14 protein-coding genes are annotated in these 16,257 nt (G+C 67.1%); 6 read left to right on the top strand and 8 right to left on the bottom strand.

What is annotated here, in order from left to right; genetic code table 11:
• Nucleotides 1–108: 108 nt before the first annotated feature.
• Genes AC07YH_RS16350 through tagH form a run of 3 tightly spaced genes read left to right on the top strand, consistent with a single transcriptional unit; the run spans nucleotide 109 to nucleotide 4,011 of the window.
• Nucleotides 109–2,073, top strand: a complete 1,965-nt coding sequence (locus tag AC07YH_RS16350; RefSeq protein ID WP_494748024.1) for a type VI secretion system Vgr family protein — start codon at nucleotides 109–111, stop codon at nucleotides 2,071–2,073.
• 7 nt (nucleotides 2,074–2,080) lie between these two features.
• Complete coding sequence (locus AC07YH_RS16345) at nucleotides 2,081–2,638, top strand: DUF6931 family protein (protein ID WP_494748023.1); 558 nt, start codon at nucleotides 2,081–2,083, stop codon at nucleotides 2,636–2,638.
• Entirely contained in the window at nucleotides 2,635–4,011 is a 1,377-nt protein-coding gene (tagH, locus tag AC07YH_RS16340; protein ID WP_494748022.1) for a type VI secretion system-associated FHA domain protein TagH, read from the top strand. The genes AC07YH_RS16345 and tagH overlap by 4 nt, the downstream gene beginning before the upstream one ends.
• On the opposite strand, the gene AC07YH_RS16335 is transcribed toward tagH, so the two are convergent.
• The 5 genes from AC07YH_RS16335 to tssK are packed head-to-tail and all read right to left on the bottom strand — an operon-like array spanning nucleotide 4,008 to nucleotide 11,441.
• On the bottom strand, nucleotides 4,008–4,748 hold the full coding sequence (locus AC07YH_RS16335; RefSeq protein ID WP_494748021.1) for a PP2C family protein-serine/threonine phosphatase: 741 nt from the start codon (nucleotides 4,746–4,748) through the stop codon (nucleotides 4,008–4,010). The two genes, tagH and AC07YH_RS16335, sit on opposite strands and share 4 nt — an antisense overlap.
• A 9-nt stretch (nucleotides 4,749–4,757) precedes the next feature.
• Nucleotides 4,758–5,315: a type VI secretion system-associated protein TagF gene (gene tagF, locus AC07YH_RS16330; RefSeq protein WP_494748020.1), complete on the bottom strand. Its 558-nt coding sequence runs from the start codon at nucleotides 5,313–5,315 to the stop codon at nucleotides 4,758–4,760.
• Nucleotides 5,285–8,722 carry a type VI secretion system membrane subunit TssM gene (gene tssM, locus AC07YH_RS16325; RefSeq protein ID WP_494748019.1) on the bottom strand — a complete coding sequence of 1,146 codons (3,438 nt, stop codon included), beginning with the start codon at nucleotides 8,720–8,722 and terminating at the stop codon, nucleotides 5,285–5,287. Before tssM ends, tagF begins: the two co-directional genes overlap by 31 nt.
• Nucleotides 8,719–10,101 carry a type IVB secretion system protein IcmH/DotU gene (gene icmH, locus AC07YH_RS16320; RefSeq protein ID WP_494748018.1) on the bottom strand — a complete coding sequence of 461 codons (1,383 nt, stop codon included), beginning with the start codon at nucleotides 10,099–10,101 and terminating at the stop codon, nucleotides 8,719–8,721. The genes tssM and icmH overlap by 4 nt, the downstream gene beginning before the upstream one ends.
• Nucleotides 10,098–11,441, bottom strand: a complete 1,344-nt coding sequence (gene tssK, locus AC07YH_RS16315) for a type VI secretion system baseplate subunit TssK (protein ID WP_494748017.1) — start codon at nucleotides 11,439–11,441, stop codon at nucleotides 10,098–10,100. The genes icmH and tssK overlap by 4 nt, the downstream gene beginning before the upstream one ends.
• Nucleotides 11,442–11,764: 323 nt before the next feature.
• Here tssK and AC07YH_RS16310 point away from each other — a divergent pair, with 323 nt between their 5' ends.
• The 3 genes from AC07YH_RS16310 (at nucleotide 11,765) to AC07YH_RS16300 (ending at nucleotide 14,278) form a co-directional block, all read left to right on the top strand.
• Nucleotides 11,765–12,922: a peptidoglycan DD-metalloendopeptidase family protein gene (locus AC07YH_RS16310; protein ID WP_494748016.1), complete on the top strand. Its 1,158-nt coding sequence runs from the start codon at nucleotides 11,765–11,767 to the stop codon at nucleotides 12,920–12,922.
• Between the two features lie 324 nt (nucleotides 12,923–13,246).
• The gene (locus AC07YH_RS16305; RefSeq protein ID WP_494748015.1) at nucleotides 13,247–13,726 is read left to right on the top strand and encodes a thioesterase domain-containing protein; all 480 of its coding nucleotides are present in this window, start codon (nucleotides 13,247–13,249) and stop codon (nucleotides 13,724–13,726) included.
• A 33-nt stretch (nucleotides 13,727–13,759) separates the two neighbouring features.
• The gene (locus AC07YH_RS16300; protein ID WP_494748014.1) at nucleotides 13,760–14,278 is read left to right on the top strand and encodes a hypothetical protein; all 519 of its coding nucleotides are present in this window, start codon (nucleotides 13,760–13,762) and stop codon (nucleotides 14,276–14,278) included.
• A gap of 133 nt (nucleotides 14,279–14,411) precedes the next feature.
• Here the strand turns inward: AC07YH_RS16300 and AC07YH_RS16295 are convergent, their stop codons facing one another.
• The 3 genes from AC07YH_RS16295 to AC07YH_RS16285 form a co-directional block, all read right to left on the bottom strand.
• Nucleotides 14,412–15,005, bottom strand: a complete 594-nt coding sequence (locus AC07YH_RS16295) for a hypothetical protein (protein ID WP_494748013.1) — start codon at nucleotides 15,003–15,005, stop codon at nucleotides 14,412–14,414.
• A gap of 106 nt (nucleotides 15,006–15,111) precedes the next feature.
• On the bottom strand, nucleotides 15,112–15,633 hold the full coding sequence (locus AC07YH_RS16290; RefSeq protein WP_494748012.1) for a DUF4303 domain-containing protein: 522 nt from the start codon (nucleotides 15,631–15,633) through the stop codon (nucleotides 15,112–15,114).
• 78 nt (nucleotides 15,634–15,711) lie between these two features.
• The gene (locus AC07YH_RS16285) at nucleotides 15,712–16,248 is read right to left on the bottom strand and encodes a DUF4303 domain-containing protein (RefSeq protein ID WP_494748011.1); all 537 of its coding nucleotides are present in this window, start codon (nucleotides 16,246–16,248) and stop codon (nucleotides 15,712–15,714) included.
• Between the last annotated feature and the right edge of the window lie 9 nt (nucleotides 16,249–16,257).

The raw sequence follows: 16,257 nt of genomic DNA, 5'->3' as shown, positions 1-16,257 counted from the left end.
AGAAACGAATTTGGCAAGTGCATCTGGTTGAGATTTGATATTTAGCGGCTACACCTAGTTGAATAGCCTCGATGTCCGTATGGTAGAGCTTAGTAACGGGAGCGATTAATGGATCGGCAGGCGGCCATATCTGTCTCGCTTGGTACGGCTAAGCTTAACCTTGAGCGTTTTGAATGTCTTGAGCGTCTGAGCGAGCCATTCACCATTATTGCCGAAGGTTTTTCGATCGATGAGATCGACTTCCTGCCGCATGTCGGCAAACCGGTCTCGTTCGATGTCGGCGATGAGATGGATCACGTCCGCTACTTCCATGGGTTGTTGACGGACGCGGTCCTGACCAAGGTCGATATCAGCGGCGCGCACTACCGTCTGACGGTGAAGCCGTGGTTCGCCTTGTTGGACCAGAACCGGAACTACCGGATCTTCCAGGACAAGAGCATCATCGACATCGCCAAACAGGTCTTCGCCGACGCGGGCATAAAAGATGTCGAGTTCGACAAGCTCACCGGCGCGTACAAGCCTCGCGAGTACTGTGTTCAGTACAAGGAAAGCGACTTCAATTTCCTGTCGCGCCTCTTCGAGGACGAGGGGGTCTACTACTATTTCCGACACGAGGAGGCGGCCCACAAGCTGGTGCTCTGCGACGGCAAGTCGGCGCACCAGCCCGCGCCGGGCTACGAGACCATCCGCTTCCTGCCCGTGGCGGGCGACGAGGCGACAACGCCCGACACCCTGTCGGACTGGAATGAGCGCGTCAGTTCGGCCAGCCAGGCCAAGGTGACTCTGCGGAGCTTCGATTTCACCAAGCCCCAGAGCCCGGTCGAGGCCGTGGCCAACAGCGCCGAACAGCATCCTGGCGACGCCCTCGAGGTCTACGAATATCTCGGCGACTTCACCGAGCAGGCCGACGGCGAGGCGCGGGGCAAGTCACGCCTGGCCGCGAGTCGTGCGCCGCGCCGGCTCTACACGGGCGGCGGCGATGTTCTGGGCCTGGCCTGCGGCGGCCTGTTCACGCTGACGGAGGCGGGCGTCGATCGCTTCAATCAGGAATATCTGATCACCGGCCTGAACCACGTGATCGAAGCCGAAAGCCACCGCAGCGGCGATGACCGCCAGGCGCGGCGGGTCAATGTCATCGCCATTCCTGGCGAGACTCTGTTCCGACCGCCACTGACGGCCGCCAAGCCAGTGTCCACCGGGGTCGAGACCGCGACCGTCACGGGACCTCCCGGCGAGGTGATCTATGTGGACGAATGGGGCCGGGTGAAGGTCCGGTTCCACTGGGATCGCTCGCCTGACCAGCCGGGCAAGACCTCGTGCTGGATGCGCGTCTCGCACCACGCCGCCGGCGAGGGCTTTGGCAATGTCGACCATCCGCGGGTCGGCCAGGAGGTGATCGTCGATTTCCTGAACGGCGATCCTGACCGCCCGATCATCACCGGCCGCGTCTACAACGGTCAGCGCAAGCACGCCTACGACCTGCCAGTCCAGAAGACCCGGTCGTTGTGGAAGAGCCAGACCGTCGGCCGCCTGGGAGACTATGGCGGCGCCGAGAAGACCCCTCCCGCCAACAGCATCGGGTTCAACGAAATCCGCCTGGAGGACAAGGGCGGGTCCGAGGAGATCTATATCCACGCCCAGCGCGAGATGGTGCGCGACGTTCTGCTGGACGACAAGCTGACCGTCCAGCGCGACCGCGCCACGCGGGTGGGGCGCGATCGGGTGACGGCGATCAAACGGAACGAGACCACGACCGTCGAGACCGGCGACCAGACCCACGAGGTCAGCGCGGGCAAGCGCACGACGACCATCGAGAAGAATGATGCGACGACCGTCCGGTCGGGCGACTATTCGGTCACGGTCGACAAGGGGGCGGTGACGATCACCGCGGCCACGAGCATCACCCTGAAGGTCGGCAAGAGCACGATCACGATGGATCCGTCCAGCATCACCCTGGATTCGCTGACGATCGTCAGCGACGCCAAGGTCGTGCAAAGGGTCACGAGCAAGAAGACCGAGGTCAACGGCACGACCATGACCACGGTCACGGGCGGCATGGTCAAGATCAACTAGGACCCGCATGAAACGCTGGAAACAGGTTCGCTGGACGGAGGCGGGCCAAGTCACCGCGATCCTGGAATGGCCCGTGTCGGAGCATGACCAAGACTTGCCGGAGGCCGTCTTCGATCGCCTGCGCGAGGAAGGCCGGGACGACGATGCGGTCCTGTTCCTGGGTCAGGCCCTGCCGCGCTACGAGGTCGTGGCCTGGGCCGTCAGGACCGTGCGCGAGCTATCGCCTCCGGACCTGGCGCCGCGCGACGCCGCCGCCCTGGACGCGGCGCAACACTGGCTGCGCGACCCAAGCGATAGCCGCCGGCGCGCGGCGTTCGATGCGGCGGAGGCCGCCGGCAGCGTCAGCGCGCAGCGGATGTGCGCTCTGGCGGTGTTCTTCTCGGGCGGATCGCTGGCGCCGCCGGACCTCGAACCGCTACCGGCGCCCAAGGACGCCCTGGGCGCCTTCGCGGCCGGGGCGGTGCTGACGGCCGCGACCCGTAGCGGTCGTCGACAGGAGGGCTTGCGCGCGGCCCTCGCGCTGGGCGACGCTCTGGCCGTCGGCAGCGAAGACGCTCCTCAATGACCCTTGTTCTGACCATCAAGTCCCTGGATCGACTCGACAACGGCGAGGCGGCGCAACTCACCCTTGACCGCCACGGGGCTCGAATTGGGCGCTCGCCGCACATGGACTGGTGTCTGCCGGACCCGCGCAGCTACATCTCTTCCTCGCATTGCGAGATCGAGTATCGCGACAGCGGCTACGTGCTGGTCGACCGCAGCACCAACGGCACCTTCGTCAACCGATCGACCGCGCGACTCGCGGCGCCGCACCGTATCGACGACGGCGACGTGATCCTGATCGGCCACTACGAAATCGAGGCCCGGCTGAACCAGGCCGTGGCCAATGACTTGGCGCGCGATCCGCTGGCCTGGAGCGGGTGGGACAGTCACGGCGGCCGCGAGGTCGTCGGCGATCCGGGGCGCTGGGACCAGCCCACGCCCCGGGCCGCGATCACGGGGCAGGGCGCGGCAGCCGGCGCTTGGGCGCCGCCTCGGGTGCAGGCGGAACCGCAGCCGGTTTCCGCCTGGGCGGCCGAAGCGCCCCAGGCTCCGCCGCCCTCGGCCTGGTCCAGCGAACCCCGGGCGCCGGCCGCGCCGACGGCCGACGATGTCTGGGGCCGGCTGGCGGTGACCAACGAGGTGGACTGGGATCGCGGCTTCGCGCCGGCCCCGGTCGCCGCGCCGCCGCCCGCGACGCCGGCCTGGGACCAAGGGACGACCGCTCCGGTCCAGGCTCCCGTCGCGGAAGCGCCGATTCCGCCGCGCGCGCCCCAGTCTTCGCCCGGAGGCGGCGCCGATTGGAACGCCTTCCTGGGTGGAGCGGGCCTGGAGGCCGAGGACTTCCGCGAGTCCCCGCAGCAGGTGCTGGCGACTGCCGGCGGATTGTTGCGGCGATTGATGGGCGGCTTGGTCGTCATGCTGGAGGCCCGCGCCCGGGCGAAGGCCCAACTGGGCGCCCAAGGCACGGCCTTGGAGTTCGACGGCAACAATCCGCTGAAGTTCACGCGTTCGGCCGATCGGGCTCTGGCCCAGATGCTGAACCGGCCGGATCGCGGCTTCATGCCCTCCGACCGGGCGGTGGAGGACGCTTTCCGCGACTTGCAGGCCCATCAGATGGCGACGCTATCGGCCATGCAGGGCGCGCTGGCCGCGACGCTGGACCGCTTCTCCCCGTCGGCGATCCGCGGTCGCGCCGAGAACAAGGGATTGTTGGCCAAGATCCTGCCGAGCGCGCGCGACGCGGCGTTGTGGCAAGCCTATGAGCGGGAGTTCGAGGGGGTCACGCGCGGATCGGACGAAGCCTTCATGGAGGTCTTCGCCAAGGAATTCCGCGACGCCTATGAGCGGATCGCCGCCGACATGAAGGCCAAGGCGAAATCCTCTTCCCGGACCTAGGCCAGGGCCAGCAAGGTGGTCTCGTCGCAGGCCACCACGGCCACGCTGACATTGTCCGGCGCGCCGCGTTCGAGGCAGGTGGCGACCAGGGTATCGACCATGGCGCCGGGATTGCCGCGCGCCATGATCGCCGCCAGTTCATCGTCCGGGATGACCCGCGTCAGGCCGTCGCTGCAGACCAGGAAGACGTCGCCGATCCGGGCCTCGTCCGACACCGCGTCCAGTTCCAGGCGCGGTCCCACGCCGACGGCGCGTGACAGCACGTGCGCCATGGGGTGGTTCTCGGCCTCCTCCGGCGTCAGGCGTCCGGCGGCGACCATCTCCTGGACTTGCGAGTGGTCGACGGTCAGCTGGTAGAGCTTGCCGGCGCGCAGCAGGTAGCAGCGACTGTCGCCCGCCCAGAAGACCGCGAAGCGCTGCTCGCGCAGAAGCAGCACCACCACGGTCGAGCCCATGGGTTGGCCGCCGGCCTTCAGCCAGATCCGCTCGTTGGCTTTGTGCACGGCCGCCGCCGCCGCCTTGGACGCCGCGTCGAAGTCGGCGGGCAGGGCTGTGGCCTCCAGCGCGTTGACGATGGTCCTGGACGACCACTTGCCGTTGGCATGGCCGCCCATGCCGTCGGCCACGACCCACAGGCCCTCCTCGGGGCGCGCTAGGACATTGTCCTCGTTGTCGCTGCGCACCCGGCCGGGGTGGGTGAGAACCGCGTCGCGGAACCGCAGGTTTCCGTCGTCCATGACAGCTCCTTATATCGTCAAGGCCCGGGTGATCAGATCGGCGGGCGGTTGGCCGGCGGAGATATCGAAGGGCGAGACCGGTCGCCAGAAGCGTCCATGCACATCCGGCTCGTCTTCTGATTCCAGAGTTTGAAAGACATCTTGCGCTTTGGCCACCATCGCGTCGATGTCCGCGCCCTTTTCGAACGCGCGGTAGATCTCGTTCTCAGCCGCCTGGGCGACCTGCTCGCGCGCCGACGGCGCCGCCTCGGTGCGGACGCCCAGAACGACGATGAAGCGCCGGCCCGCCGCGTCGATCGAAGCCGTCAGGGCGCCGGTGGCCCACCCAGGTCCGAAGGCGCTGGGCCCGAAGGTGAAGCGGACCGGCAGGGCGGCGTCGTGCCGGTCTTCGAACGCGTCGCCGAACTCCGCGCGCGCCGCCTCAAGGCCGGCGCTGGACCAGGCGTCCCAGGTCTCGCGCTCGTCGGCCGTCAGACCGCGCGAGACGAAGTCGCCATGCGCCGGCAACTTGCCGAACGCGAAGACGCGCGGGGGGCTCACAGCTTCCCCGGGCATCGGAACGACCACAGACCCCCGCGGCCGAACGGGTTCTTGTCCGATGGCAGGCCGACCTTGAGGGAGAAGTACTGCGCGCCCTGGCCGAAGGTCGCCTTCAGCGTCGTCGGGCCCGCATTCTCCTTCTGGGCGGCGTCCATCAGGTGGAACAGCGCCCACGGCCCCTGGGCCTCGAAGCGCCGAACCTCCTTGGCGCCAGAATAGAGCACCAGGCGGGCTTCCGGCAGGCTGGAGATGGACCACATCACCGGCTTGGCTCCGACAGTGCTGGGCTCGAAGCGATAGGTGGTTCCGGCCGCGGAGAACTCAGCGGCGGTGATCGCGCCGCCGAAGCCGGCCGCCTCGACCTTGAGCGGCAGGCCGGAGGTGAGGAGGTCGCGGATCTGGGCCGCCTTCTGGAACTGCTCGGCGCTGGTCGGGTCGAAGGTGGCGGCGATCGGATCCTCGTTACGCCACCGCCAGACCGGTCCCGACGTGACCAGCAACGGCTGGAGGCGGTCGCGCACCAGGCTGTCGAACTGGCCGTTGAGACCGAAGACCTGCAGCATCTCGCCGGTCGCGCCGTCGTTGCGCGCCGCGCCGTAGAAGGGGTAGCGGTTCTCGCTGGCGGTGCGGCACGCGCCGGCCAGGCCGGAAGCGTATTCCTGGGCGATGGCGTTCTGGGCCGAGGACACCGCCGCGCCCTTGCCCGTCCGCGTCGCCTCGGTGACGAAGCCTTGCAGTTGCGGCGGGGCGACCACGCCGGCGGTGGCGACCTGGCCCAGGGCCGAGGCCAGTTCACCCTGCGCCGAGACGCCGCCCAAGCCGCCGCCCGCCACGCCCGCGGCCATGTTCGCCGAGGCCGCCTGTTTCACCGCGGCGAGGAACTCGTCGATCGGCGCGGCGCCCTTGCCATCGCCGACATAGTCCGCCAGCGGACGGAAGTAGCCGGTGATGGTCTTGCCGGCGTCGACGCCGCCCGTCTCCAGCACCGCGCCGCCGACGATCTTGGCGGCGGCCTTCAGCTTGCTGGGCGCGCGGATCGGCGGCGGCTTGCTGAAGGTGGTGTTCTTGCGCACCTCCAGCAGCAGCACCTTCAGAGGCGACGGCGTGCGCGTGAAGGCCCCGAGGGCGGCCGGATTGGAGAAGTAGTCGGCCGGCTTGAGGCCCTGCACGACACCGTCCCACGCGGCGATGTATTCCTTGGCGTATAGGGCGGCCACGCCCGGTCGGACCTGGGTGATCTGGCTGCGGATCGCCGCCTTGTCGGCGTCGCCGCCCATGACCCAGAGGTCCTTCTCCAGATCCGCGGCGACGGTCTGCAGGCCCGGCTGGTAGGCGCGCTCGAAGCCCGCCCGCGTGAAGAAGTAGGGCACGTTGGTCTGCAGGACCGAGTCGCCGTTCAGGAAGGCCTGTCGGTCGCCGCTGGCGAGCACGGTGTCGGCGCGCCAGTCGGGCTGGTCGCTAGCCGAGGCCTTCTGGCGAAGGATGGCGTAGGCCCGGTCAGCCAGCGACAGGGTCTGGATCGAGGCGCGCGTCGACTCGATCAACGCTCCATCGAGCGGCGCCTCGCGCCCGGGCCAGACGCGGCCCAACTGCGGATCGGCCAGCATGGCGTCCAAGTGCGAGGCCAGCTCGGCGCGCACCTCGGCCCGATCGTCGCCGGGCAGCACGGTCTCGGCCCAATCCTCGGTCACCCACGCCTTGACGGCCTTGGCGTCCAGCGGGCCCAGCCCGCCCAGCATGAGATAGACCTTCAGCGGCTCGTAGACCTTGAGCGGCTCGCGGGCGTGCTCCTGCATGTAGCGTTCGAGGCGCAGGAGCAGGCGCGGCAGCAGGATGCGCTGCAGCGAGTCGAGATAGGCCTGTTTGGCCGCCTTGGCGTGGCCGCCCTGGAAGAGACCCCAGCGCGCCATCAGGGGCGGACCGCCCTTGGCCTGGTCGCCGTAGCCGCGCGGCAGTTGGCGCAGGGCTCGGATCAGGGACAGGGCCTGTTCGAGATCGGGGTCTCCGTCGCGCACCTCCACGAGATCGACGCCCGTGTCACGCACCTCGGCGCTGATGTTCTGGGCGCCGGATAGCAGACGATCTTGCAGGTCGCGGTTCCGGGCGAAGCTGACGGTCCACAACGACAGGATCGCCACTGAGGCCAGGGCGATCGCACTGATCCCGCCGATCAAGGCGTTGCGCCGGCGCGCGCGCGCCTGGGGCGAGGCCTGCACCAGCCCGGCCTCGGCGAAGATCACCTCCTTGAGGAGTCGATTGAGGAAATAGGCCCGTCCGGCTTGGCCGGCGCGCAGAGCGGCGGGGGCGTCATAGACGGCCGCGACGTCGCCGAGGATGCGATCCAGCGGCGCGCCTTCCTGGACGCCGCTGGTGAAATAGAAGCCGCGCAGCTTGGCCGGCGCGTCCTGCTCGGCGACCAGCGCGCCATCGAGGAAGCGGGCGAGGCGCGTGCGAAGTGACGCCACCTGAGCCGGGAAGCCGAGGATCAGGCTGCGCCGATGTGGATCGGTCTCCTCCTGCAGGCGTTTGGCGACGCGGTCGGACAGGGCCTGGACGATGGCGTCGAATTCGGCCAGCAGGCCTTCCAGGTCGTAGGCGCTGTCCAGCGGCAGGCTCGCGCCCAGCACCGCGCGGCGGCCTTCGACATCCAGGTCCTCGAAGAACTCGCCGAAGCCCGCCAGCAGGTCTGCCTTGGTGAACAGCACATAGACCGGCGCCGAGACCTCCAGCACGCGACGCAGTTCGGCCAGGCGGTGGCGCACGGCCATGGCGTGATCGTCAAGGCCCGGGCGATCGGCGTGCAGAATCTCGTCCAGCCCGATGGCCACCAGCACGCCGTTGATCGGTTGCAACGGCCGGGTCCGGCGCAACAGGCCAAGGAGGCTCTCCCAGCCCTTCTGATCGACGGCGGCGTCGGAGGTCTGGGTCGTGTAGCGGCCGGCGGTGTCCACCAACACCGCCTCGTCGGCGAACCAGAAGTCCAGGTTGCGGGTGCCGCCGACGCCCTTGAGCGCGGCATCGGCGAAGGGGAAGCGCACGCCCGACTTCAGCAGGGCGGTGGTCTTGCCCGCGCCCGGCGGCCCGATGATCACATACCAGGGCCGGGCGTAGAGGTAGTCGCGCTGGTCGCCAGCCGCCGTCTTCAGCTTGGCCAGGGCCGCGCGCATCCGGCCTGACAACGCCTCGGCTTCGACATCGCCGGGGGAGGGGGCGGAGAGTTCGGCGACAATGGCGGCCGACGCCTTACGGGCGTGCAGGATGCGCAGCGTGGCGAAGACGCCCCAGACGGCGGCGACGCCAACGGCCAACAACAGCCGGACCCACCAGGGCCGCAGGAACGGCGCCAGTAGCGGCAGGACCAGGACGAACAGGACAATGGTGAGGATCGCGGCCAGGCCGGTCAGCAGCCACCAGTTCAAAAGGAAACGCTTCATTGCGCCTGTTCACCACGCGGAATGACGATCTCGACCCGGCGGTTCAGCGCCTTGCCAGCCGCCGTGGCATTGGGAGCGATAGGCTGGCTGTCGCCGAAGCCTTCGGTGCTGGCGCGCGCCTTGTCGCTGAGCTGGTCGCGGACGATGCGGGCGGCCGCTTCGGCGCGCGCCTTCGACAGGGCGAAGTTGTCCGGGAAGGTGACGCTGACCAGTCGATCGGTGTCGGCATGGCCTTCCACGCGCACCGCGCCGCGTTCGGGTTCGACGGCCAGGCCGATCCGGGCGAAGAGTTTGTCGGCGTTCGGCTCCAGCTTGTCGGAGCCCGACTTGAACAGCGTACCGATCGTCGTCCGCACCCGGATGGACTTGCTGTCCTGCTCGACGGCGACCAGGTGCTGGGCGATCTCCGGCGCCAGGAAGGCGCGGATCCGCTCAAGCTGCGTGCTGGTTGGCGTCGGCGGCGGCGCGGCCTGCCGCGACAGGCGCAGCGGCTGGTCGGGGTTGATGGCCTTCAACGCGGCCAGGGACGGCTCCCCCGTCTGCATCAGCACGACGCGGAGCAGGATGAAGGCCGCCAGGAGGACGCCCAGGGCGATCGCGCCGGCCAGGGCCAGGACGGCCCAGAAGCTGACCCGGGCGGCGGGCGTCGGGTGGCCTCGCCAGCGCGGGGTCAGTTCGGTCTGCGACAGACCACGCGTGTGGTCCAGGGCGGCGTAGGCGCTGGCCATGATCTCGTGGAGCTGGCGCTTGCCGTCGGGCGAGACGCGATAGCGGCCCTCGAAGCCCGCGGCGAGACAGGCGTGATAGAGTTCGATCAGGTCGGCGAACTGGGCGGGACGCGCCAGCATGTCCTCCAGCAGGCGCCAGAAACGGTCCCCACCGATATTCTCGTTGAAGGCCTGGACGACGAGGCTGCGGCGGGCCCATTCAGCGCCGTCGGCCGCTTGGCCGGGCAGGTTCTGGGCGACGTCATCGACGGTGGCGCTGACGGCGTACAGGGCGCGCTGCCGGGTCTCGGCGTCGTAGTTCGCCGCGTGCAGCGCCTTGTCGAAGGCCGCGACGCCGGCCGAAGCGCTGCGGTGCAGTTCCGGCAGGTCGATCCGCACGCGTCCAGACCGGACGCCGATGATCAGAGACAGCACCGGCGCGGCCGCCAGCATCATTGGGTTCCGCGCCCGGGCGGCTGGCGGGGGCAGGGGAATGTCGTCGTCGCCGGCGGTTCGAGGGCGCCGGAGCGGGGCGGATGGGGGCGAGAGGTTCCCGGCATAGGCCGGGCTGAACGCGGGCGAGGGCGGCGAGCCGGCCGCCCGCAGGTTCTGCAAGGGCGACGGCCGGAACACGGTCTTGTTCGGGTTCTCGGGGTCTTCGTCGCCGTTCATCGGCCGTTCCCCTTCACGCACCAGAGCTCAAGCTTCAGCTCGGGCCAGTCGCCGGCGACGTGCAGGCCCAGGGCCGCGGCGCTGGCGAAATCGCGCCAGTCGGGAACGGAGCGGTCGAGCTCGAAATAGACGTAGCCTGGAATGACCCGCAGCTGGGGCGGCGGCGTCGGCGTGTGGCGCAGCGGCACGCCGGGTAGGGCTGAATCGACGATCTCGCGCATCTTCTGGACCGCGCCGATCTTGGCCACGGACGGGAAGCGGCCGCGGATGTCGTCCAGCGACGCGCGGGCGTTCACGGCGAGATAGAAGTAGCCGTTCTTGTAGAGGTTATGGTCGGTGATCCGCGAGGTGTAGGCGCCCGGTCCGGCCATCTGCAGCGGAAGCTGGATCGCCGAGCGGTCGAACACCGCCGAGAGCGCCGACTGCAGGACCTCGAAGACCGGCTCGAAGGTCGGCTGCAGCTTTTCGTGGACGTAGTCGGGAAACGGCGGCGGCCGGCGGTCGGGGCGGGTCAGGGTGGCCAGTTCGCCGGCCATGCCCAGGAAGGTCTCGTAGAGGCGTTCGGGATGTACGCCGGGCAGGGCGGCCAGATGGCGCAGCTGAGGTGTCCAGCGGTTCAGCGTCTGCAGCAGCAGGAAGCTGGCGAAGGTCTCGGCGCCGCCGTCGGTAGTCTCGACCGCGCGCAGCGCCAGCTCGTCGATGCGCTGGGCCGCTCGGCCAATGATGTCGCTGAGGAAGCCCGACAGGCGGCGACTGGCCTGGATGTCCAGCGCCGGCGGGATGTAGCGCTCGTCGAACACCAGCCCGCCGTTGTGAACCTCGCGGATGCGCGCCAAGCCGAGCAGGACGCGGCCATAGGTCTGGTCCTGGGTGACGCCGAAGGCGAGGTTCGGGCGCGCCACCTCGATGGGCTCCTGTCCGCGTTCCTCGGAGAAGGCGTCGGTGACGTCCTCCTCATCGACCAGATACCGCACGGCGGCGGTGTCACGCTCCTCGCGGCCCTTGAACTCCACGGCGCCGGCCTGCCGGGCGGGCAGGGTCAGATAGACGACGACGTCCCGGGCGTCGGCGGGGATGTCGAGCGGCGGCGGCGGCGGCAGGTCTCCGGGAATCGAGAACGGCGCCCCATCCGGCAGCACGCCTGACATCGACTCGACCGCGAACTTGCCCAGGGCGGCCAGGTCCGCGTTGATCTTGAGTTGCGATACGCCCCAGGGATAAGGACGCAGGCCGCTGGCCCTGGCTGTAATCAGCGCCTCCAGATAGCGATCCTGCTGTTGGAAGTGCTGTTGTCGAAGGAAAAGACCTTCGCGCCACGCGACGCGGCTGTCGCTCTGCATACGCTTCCCTCGTTCCCCTGGGGGTTGCACTTAAACACTAGTCGGTAGAGCTAAGGAAGCCGAATTTCCCAGATATAGACCCTGGTTTGCCCGCCCCGCGAAGCTATGCTTTGGGAAACGCAAGCAAAGAGAAACGGATGCATCGCCGGTCAGAAGACGAAACATCTTTCGATCCCCGTCGCTGGGTGAGGAAAGCTTCTGTGAAATCCGAATCGTCGCCGGAACAATCAAGCTTGGCCGTAAAAAGCTTGACCGTAAGGCGTCGTGGACTTGTCATGATTAGCGGCGCGTTAGGATTGATCGTAGCCGGAGGGGCGGGGTGGTTGCTGTGGCGCGGAACCGCCAAGCCGGCGCGGCCTCAACCTTCGGTCGCCGCACCGGCGGCGTCGCAGGGGTTGCGGCGGGCTTTCGCGATCGCGCGTGTCCAGGATCTGGCCGCCGCGCTGGTCGCGGAGGGGGTGAGCCAAGATCGAGCGATCAAGCTAGGTCTCGTTGCGAACGAGAAGCTGGACGCCTCCCCGGGACAGCTGCGGGTGACATTGCGCTTCCGCACTGCCCATCCGGGTGTGGTCGAGGACGTCGAACTGCGGCGCGCCGACGGCTCGGGCCTGCTGCTGCGCGGCGACGGCGCGGGCATGGTCGAGGCCGGGTCGTTGAAATCCGATCGGACTGTCGAGGTCAAGGTCGTGCGGGGCGAGATGGACGCCAACAGCTTCTACTCCTCCGCCGTGGCGGCGGGCGTGCGGGACTCGTTGATCGACGACTTCGCCGCCGCGTTCGCGTTCGACTTCGATTTCCAGCGCGAGATCAAGCCAGGCGACATCTTTGAGGCCGCGTTCGAGCGCCAGGTTGACGGCGAGGGGGCTGTGGTCGGCAGCGAGCGGCTTGTCTACGTCTCGCTGCAGACGGCGACCAAGTCTCGCGCCCTCTACGCCTTCCAGCCGCCCGGCGATGTCCGGCCAAGCTGGTTCGACGGCAATGGCGTCAGTGTCGTGCGCGGGCTGATGCGGACGCCGGTGAATGGGGCGCGGATCACCTCCAGCTTCGGGCCGCGTCTGCATCCGGTGTTGGGCTATACCCGGCTCCACAAGGGGACGGACTTCGCCGTTCCGGTAGGCTCCGCGGTCTATGCGTCGGGTGACGGGGTGGTCGAGTTCGTCGGGCCTCACGGCGGGCACGGCGAGTTCATCCGCATCCGCCACAAGGGCGAGCTGGAAACCGCCTACGCCCACCTGTCGCGGTTCGCGCCGGGCGTCGTCGTCGGGGCGACAGTGCGCCAGGGCCAGCCGATCGCTTTCTCCGGCAATACCGGCCTCTCGTCCGGGCCGCATCTGCACTACGAAGTCATCGTCAAGGGCGTCCAGGTCGATCCGATGGGCTTCCGTCTCAACGAGGGGCGAGCCATCAATGGTCAAGCTTTGAAGGCGTTTCATCAGGAGCGCGACAGGATCGATAGCCTGCGGGCGGCGCAAAACGGGTAAGTCGTAAAAAGGTTCCGAGAGTTTTCTTCGAAAACATCAGCAAGCTTTGCTTTAACTGATTTGGCACCATCTAGTTGAGCAATATGAAGTTTCTTAAAAATACAACAAAAGGTGGTTGATCTGTATTGAGTGTGCTGAGTGCTGACGCTAGGCTCCCGCGACCTCTGGCCAGCGAGAGAGAGTATGATTGTCATCATCGATGGAACCGGACCGAGCGACGACAAGGAGTATGCGAAAGAGATGGGGAACTCCTTCCCCAGCCAGATAGCCAAGCAAGTTGTTGGAAGTACTTATTTTCGAGGGCCATCGCTGACGGGTAGCGAGGTGTCGCAGATCGCCGACCGCGCCGTCGGCGCAGCGCAGGGCGGGTCGGGTCCGATCATGCTGGTGGGCTACAGCCGCGGAGGCTGCACGGCGATCATCACCGCCAAGCGGCTCAAGGCGCAGGGCAAGCGCGTCAAGGCGATGTTCCTGTTCGACGCCGTCGATATGCAGACCAGCGAGCTGGGCCTGTCCCAGACCATTCCCGACAATGTCGACTTCGTCGCCCACGCGCGCACGGCCAGAAGCGTAGCCTTCTGGATCCGCAATCCGGTGAAGTCGCGGTTCTACTTCTACAACACGGGTCGCTGGCTGGATGGCCACGGCACTCTGGAAGAGAAGAAGTTCACCGGCACGCACGGGGCCGCCGGCGGCGTGCCTTGGGCCGACGTCGTCGGTGATCGCGCCTGCGCCCTGGCGGTCGCCGAGTGGATGAGCGGCCAGCTGAAGTCCCAGGGTGTCAACGTCACCTTGAAGGCCTGATCCGGCAAAGTCGCTTCTTCAGAGAGGTGCTCCTTGAGTCCCTTCGATATCAGCGTCCAGGAAGCCCAGTCGTTCGAAGGCGGGCTCTTCCGTTTCACCACGATCGCCGGGCCTATTCGCCTGGTGCGGTTCAGCGACTCTGGCCGGGGCGCGAACGGCCGCCTCGGCCGGTTCTGGCTCTATGGTAGCGAGGTGGCCGAGATCCTGGCCGCAGGCCCGTCGGGCAAGCACCTGGTCAAGGAAGTCAGCCAGAGATGGGCCGTCTGCGACGATTGGGGCGACAAGGGCCTGGTCTGGTTCATGGATGTGCCGCGTGGTCAGGCCGTTCCGGCCTGCTGGGGCGCGACCAAGTTCCAGCCCAAGGTGTCGGCCGCCGAACAGGATCGCGGCGGGCGCGCCACGCGGCGATCCTATGCCGGCGGCTCCATCCAGTTGATCATCCCGGTCAGCGACACCGGCCGCAATCCCGATCCGTGGCTGACGTCGCTGATCTCGGGTCCGGTCGCCAGCGACAAGCTGGTCACGGCCGCCGACCGTTATCTGGCGGCCTAGGGCAGTTTAGGGCGGCTGACTCCGAAGGCTGGCTCGATAGGGCAAGGTGCCAGGCCACTTGCATCAACGTTTGGATGCCGCGACGCCGCTCATGTCGCCCCAAAGCGAGTTCGCCCACCAAGGTGCTTTGGGCCTATTCTCCAAGTAGAAAGGCGAGCGCGGCGTCCCTGTCGGCCTCCGCCACGACGCCGAGGACATCGCGACGGATTTCAGCTCGCATCTCTTCCGAGACTTCGAAATCATCGTCATCCTCGTCGAACAGGTCACCGCCGTGCTCCGCTACGAAATACTGGATCCAGGAGGCTAGCAGGGTGAGGAAGGCGAGGAGGTCGGGGGCGAGGCGTGCAAAAGTCCATGTCCCAGCGCCGTGGCGGGAGTAGCAGATCGAACCGTCCTGTCCGACGCTGACCGGACTACCCGTCCACGCGGCGATGACAAAGCGATCGGCGGGCCAGGTGGCGATCGGCTCACCGGTGATTCCGTGGAAACGGTATCCGGCCTGGCGGTCCGAAAGTTCGTCTAGGCCATAGAAATAGAGATCCTCGACGATCCAGGGCAGATGGAACGTCTTCGGATAGCCCAGTGGAATGATCTCTGCGGCGAGCGTCGGCCCGAAGACCGTTGTGCAAAGCCGAGCCACGTCGCCTTCGGGCTTCTTCGGCGCGATCGTGAGGTCGGCTTTTCTGGCGGCGGGGACGAGGTCGGCAAGGGCGTCGGCATATGACATTGGCCTTTCTCCTTAGAAGCAGGCGCCTAGCCGCCTGCGCCAATGTTCGGAGCTGTCACCCCACTCGTCCCAGGAGATGTGGATTGGACTCGACACCGGCCTGGGCTCAATCGAAGCGGTTCAAGAAGCGGCTGGCGAGATCGGGCGCGTTGATACGCGAGACCGAAGCGTTCTCGATCTCTTCGGCGGCGTCGCTGTCCGTGACCGTAACGAAAGCCGTGACATCCGCGAGTCGCTCGCTCAGCGTCTCCTTGACCGCCGCCAGCGCAGTGGTCATCGCTTCGATAAGATTGCCGAAGTAGCTGTCGAAATCCGACTTCTCCTGCCGCGCGAGCAGCGCGTTCACCCGGAGAAAGGCAGCCCTGTCCCAGCCTTCCACGACCCATTCGGCAGACGCCCAGCGATGATAGATTTCATCCTCAGGCGAGTTCGGCTCGTCCTCGGCTTCAGCGGCCAAATGCGCCCGATAGCCTTCTTCGGTGTTTGCGGCCATCGAGACGTTTGCGCCGTCATCGGACGTGAACAGAGCCAGCGCATACAGGTGCTCTTTATCATATCGAGGCAAGAGCGCCCCAATCGCCTTGAGTGTGGATGATTGAATTTCTTCAGAAATTTCTTTCCAATTCACAACTCATCTCCGCGAGGGCGACAACCTGCGTTTTTCGGACAGCTGGGAGATGGGGCCGAAGACGTGGGGCTGAGCGACCTAGTTCTGCTGCAATGGTTGCTTGAACTCACCGGCGAGCGTTGGCGGATTCAGGCGATTGGCGGACCGCTGCTCGACCGCTTCGGCCTCTTCGCTGTCGGAGATCGTCACGAATAGGGTGACGCCGTCGAGCGCCTGCGCCCGCTCGGCTCGCAGATGGGTGAGCGCATCGATCATCGCGTCGATGAGGCGGTCGAAATAGACGCTGAAATTCTCGGTTCCATTGAGGCTCGCCGCGGTGAGGTCGCTGTTGACGTCCGCGAAATGGTCGTCGCCGAACATTTCGTACCGCCACTCCGCGGGAGCCCAGCGCAGATACGCCAAGTAGTCCGGAGTCATGTCTTCGATTTCGGCCTCGGAGGCGCGTTTCTCGGCATATCCCTCTTCGGTATTGGCGCAGAATCCAACGCTCATGCCGTCATCCGCTGTATGAAGACAGATTGCATAGAGGCGCTGCCCTTCGATAGACGAAGTCAAGGCATCAGCCGCTGCGATTGTCGCCGCCCGGAGCTTCTCTACTTCCGCATTCCAGTTCACGCGTGCGTC

The organism is Caulobacter sp. GW456-12-1-14-TSB4 (assembly GCF_059424195.1).
The sequence above is the reverse complement of the archived record's forward strand: the minus strand, read 5'-3'. Positions and strand labels throughout refer to the sequence as shown.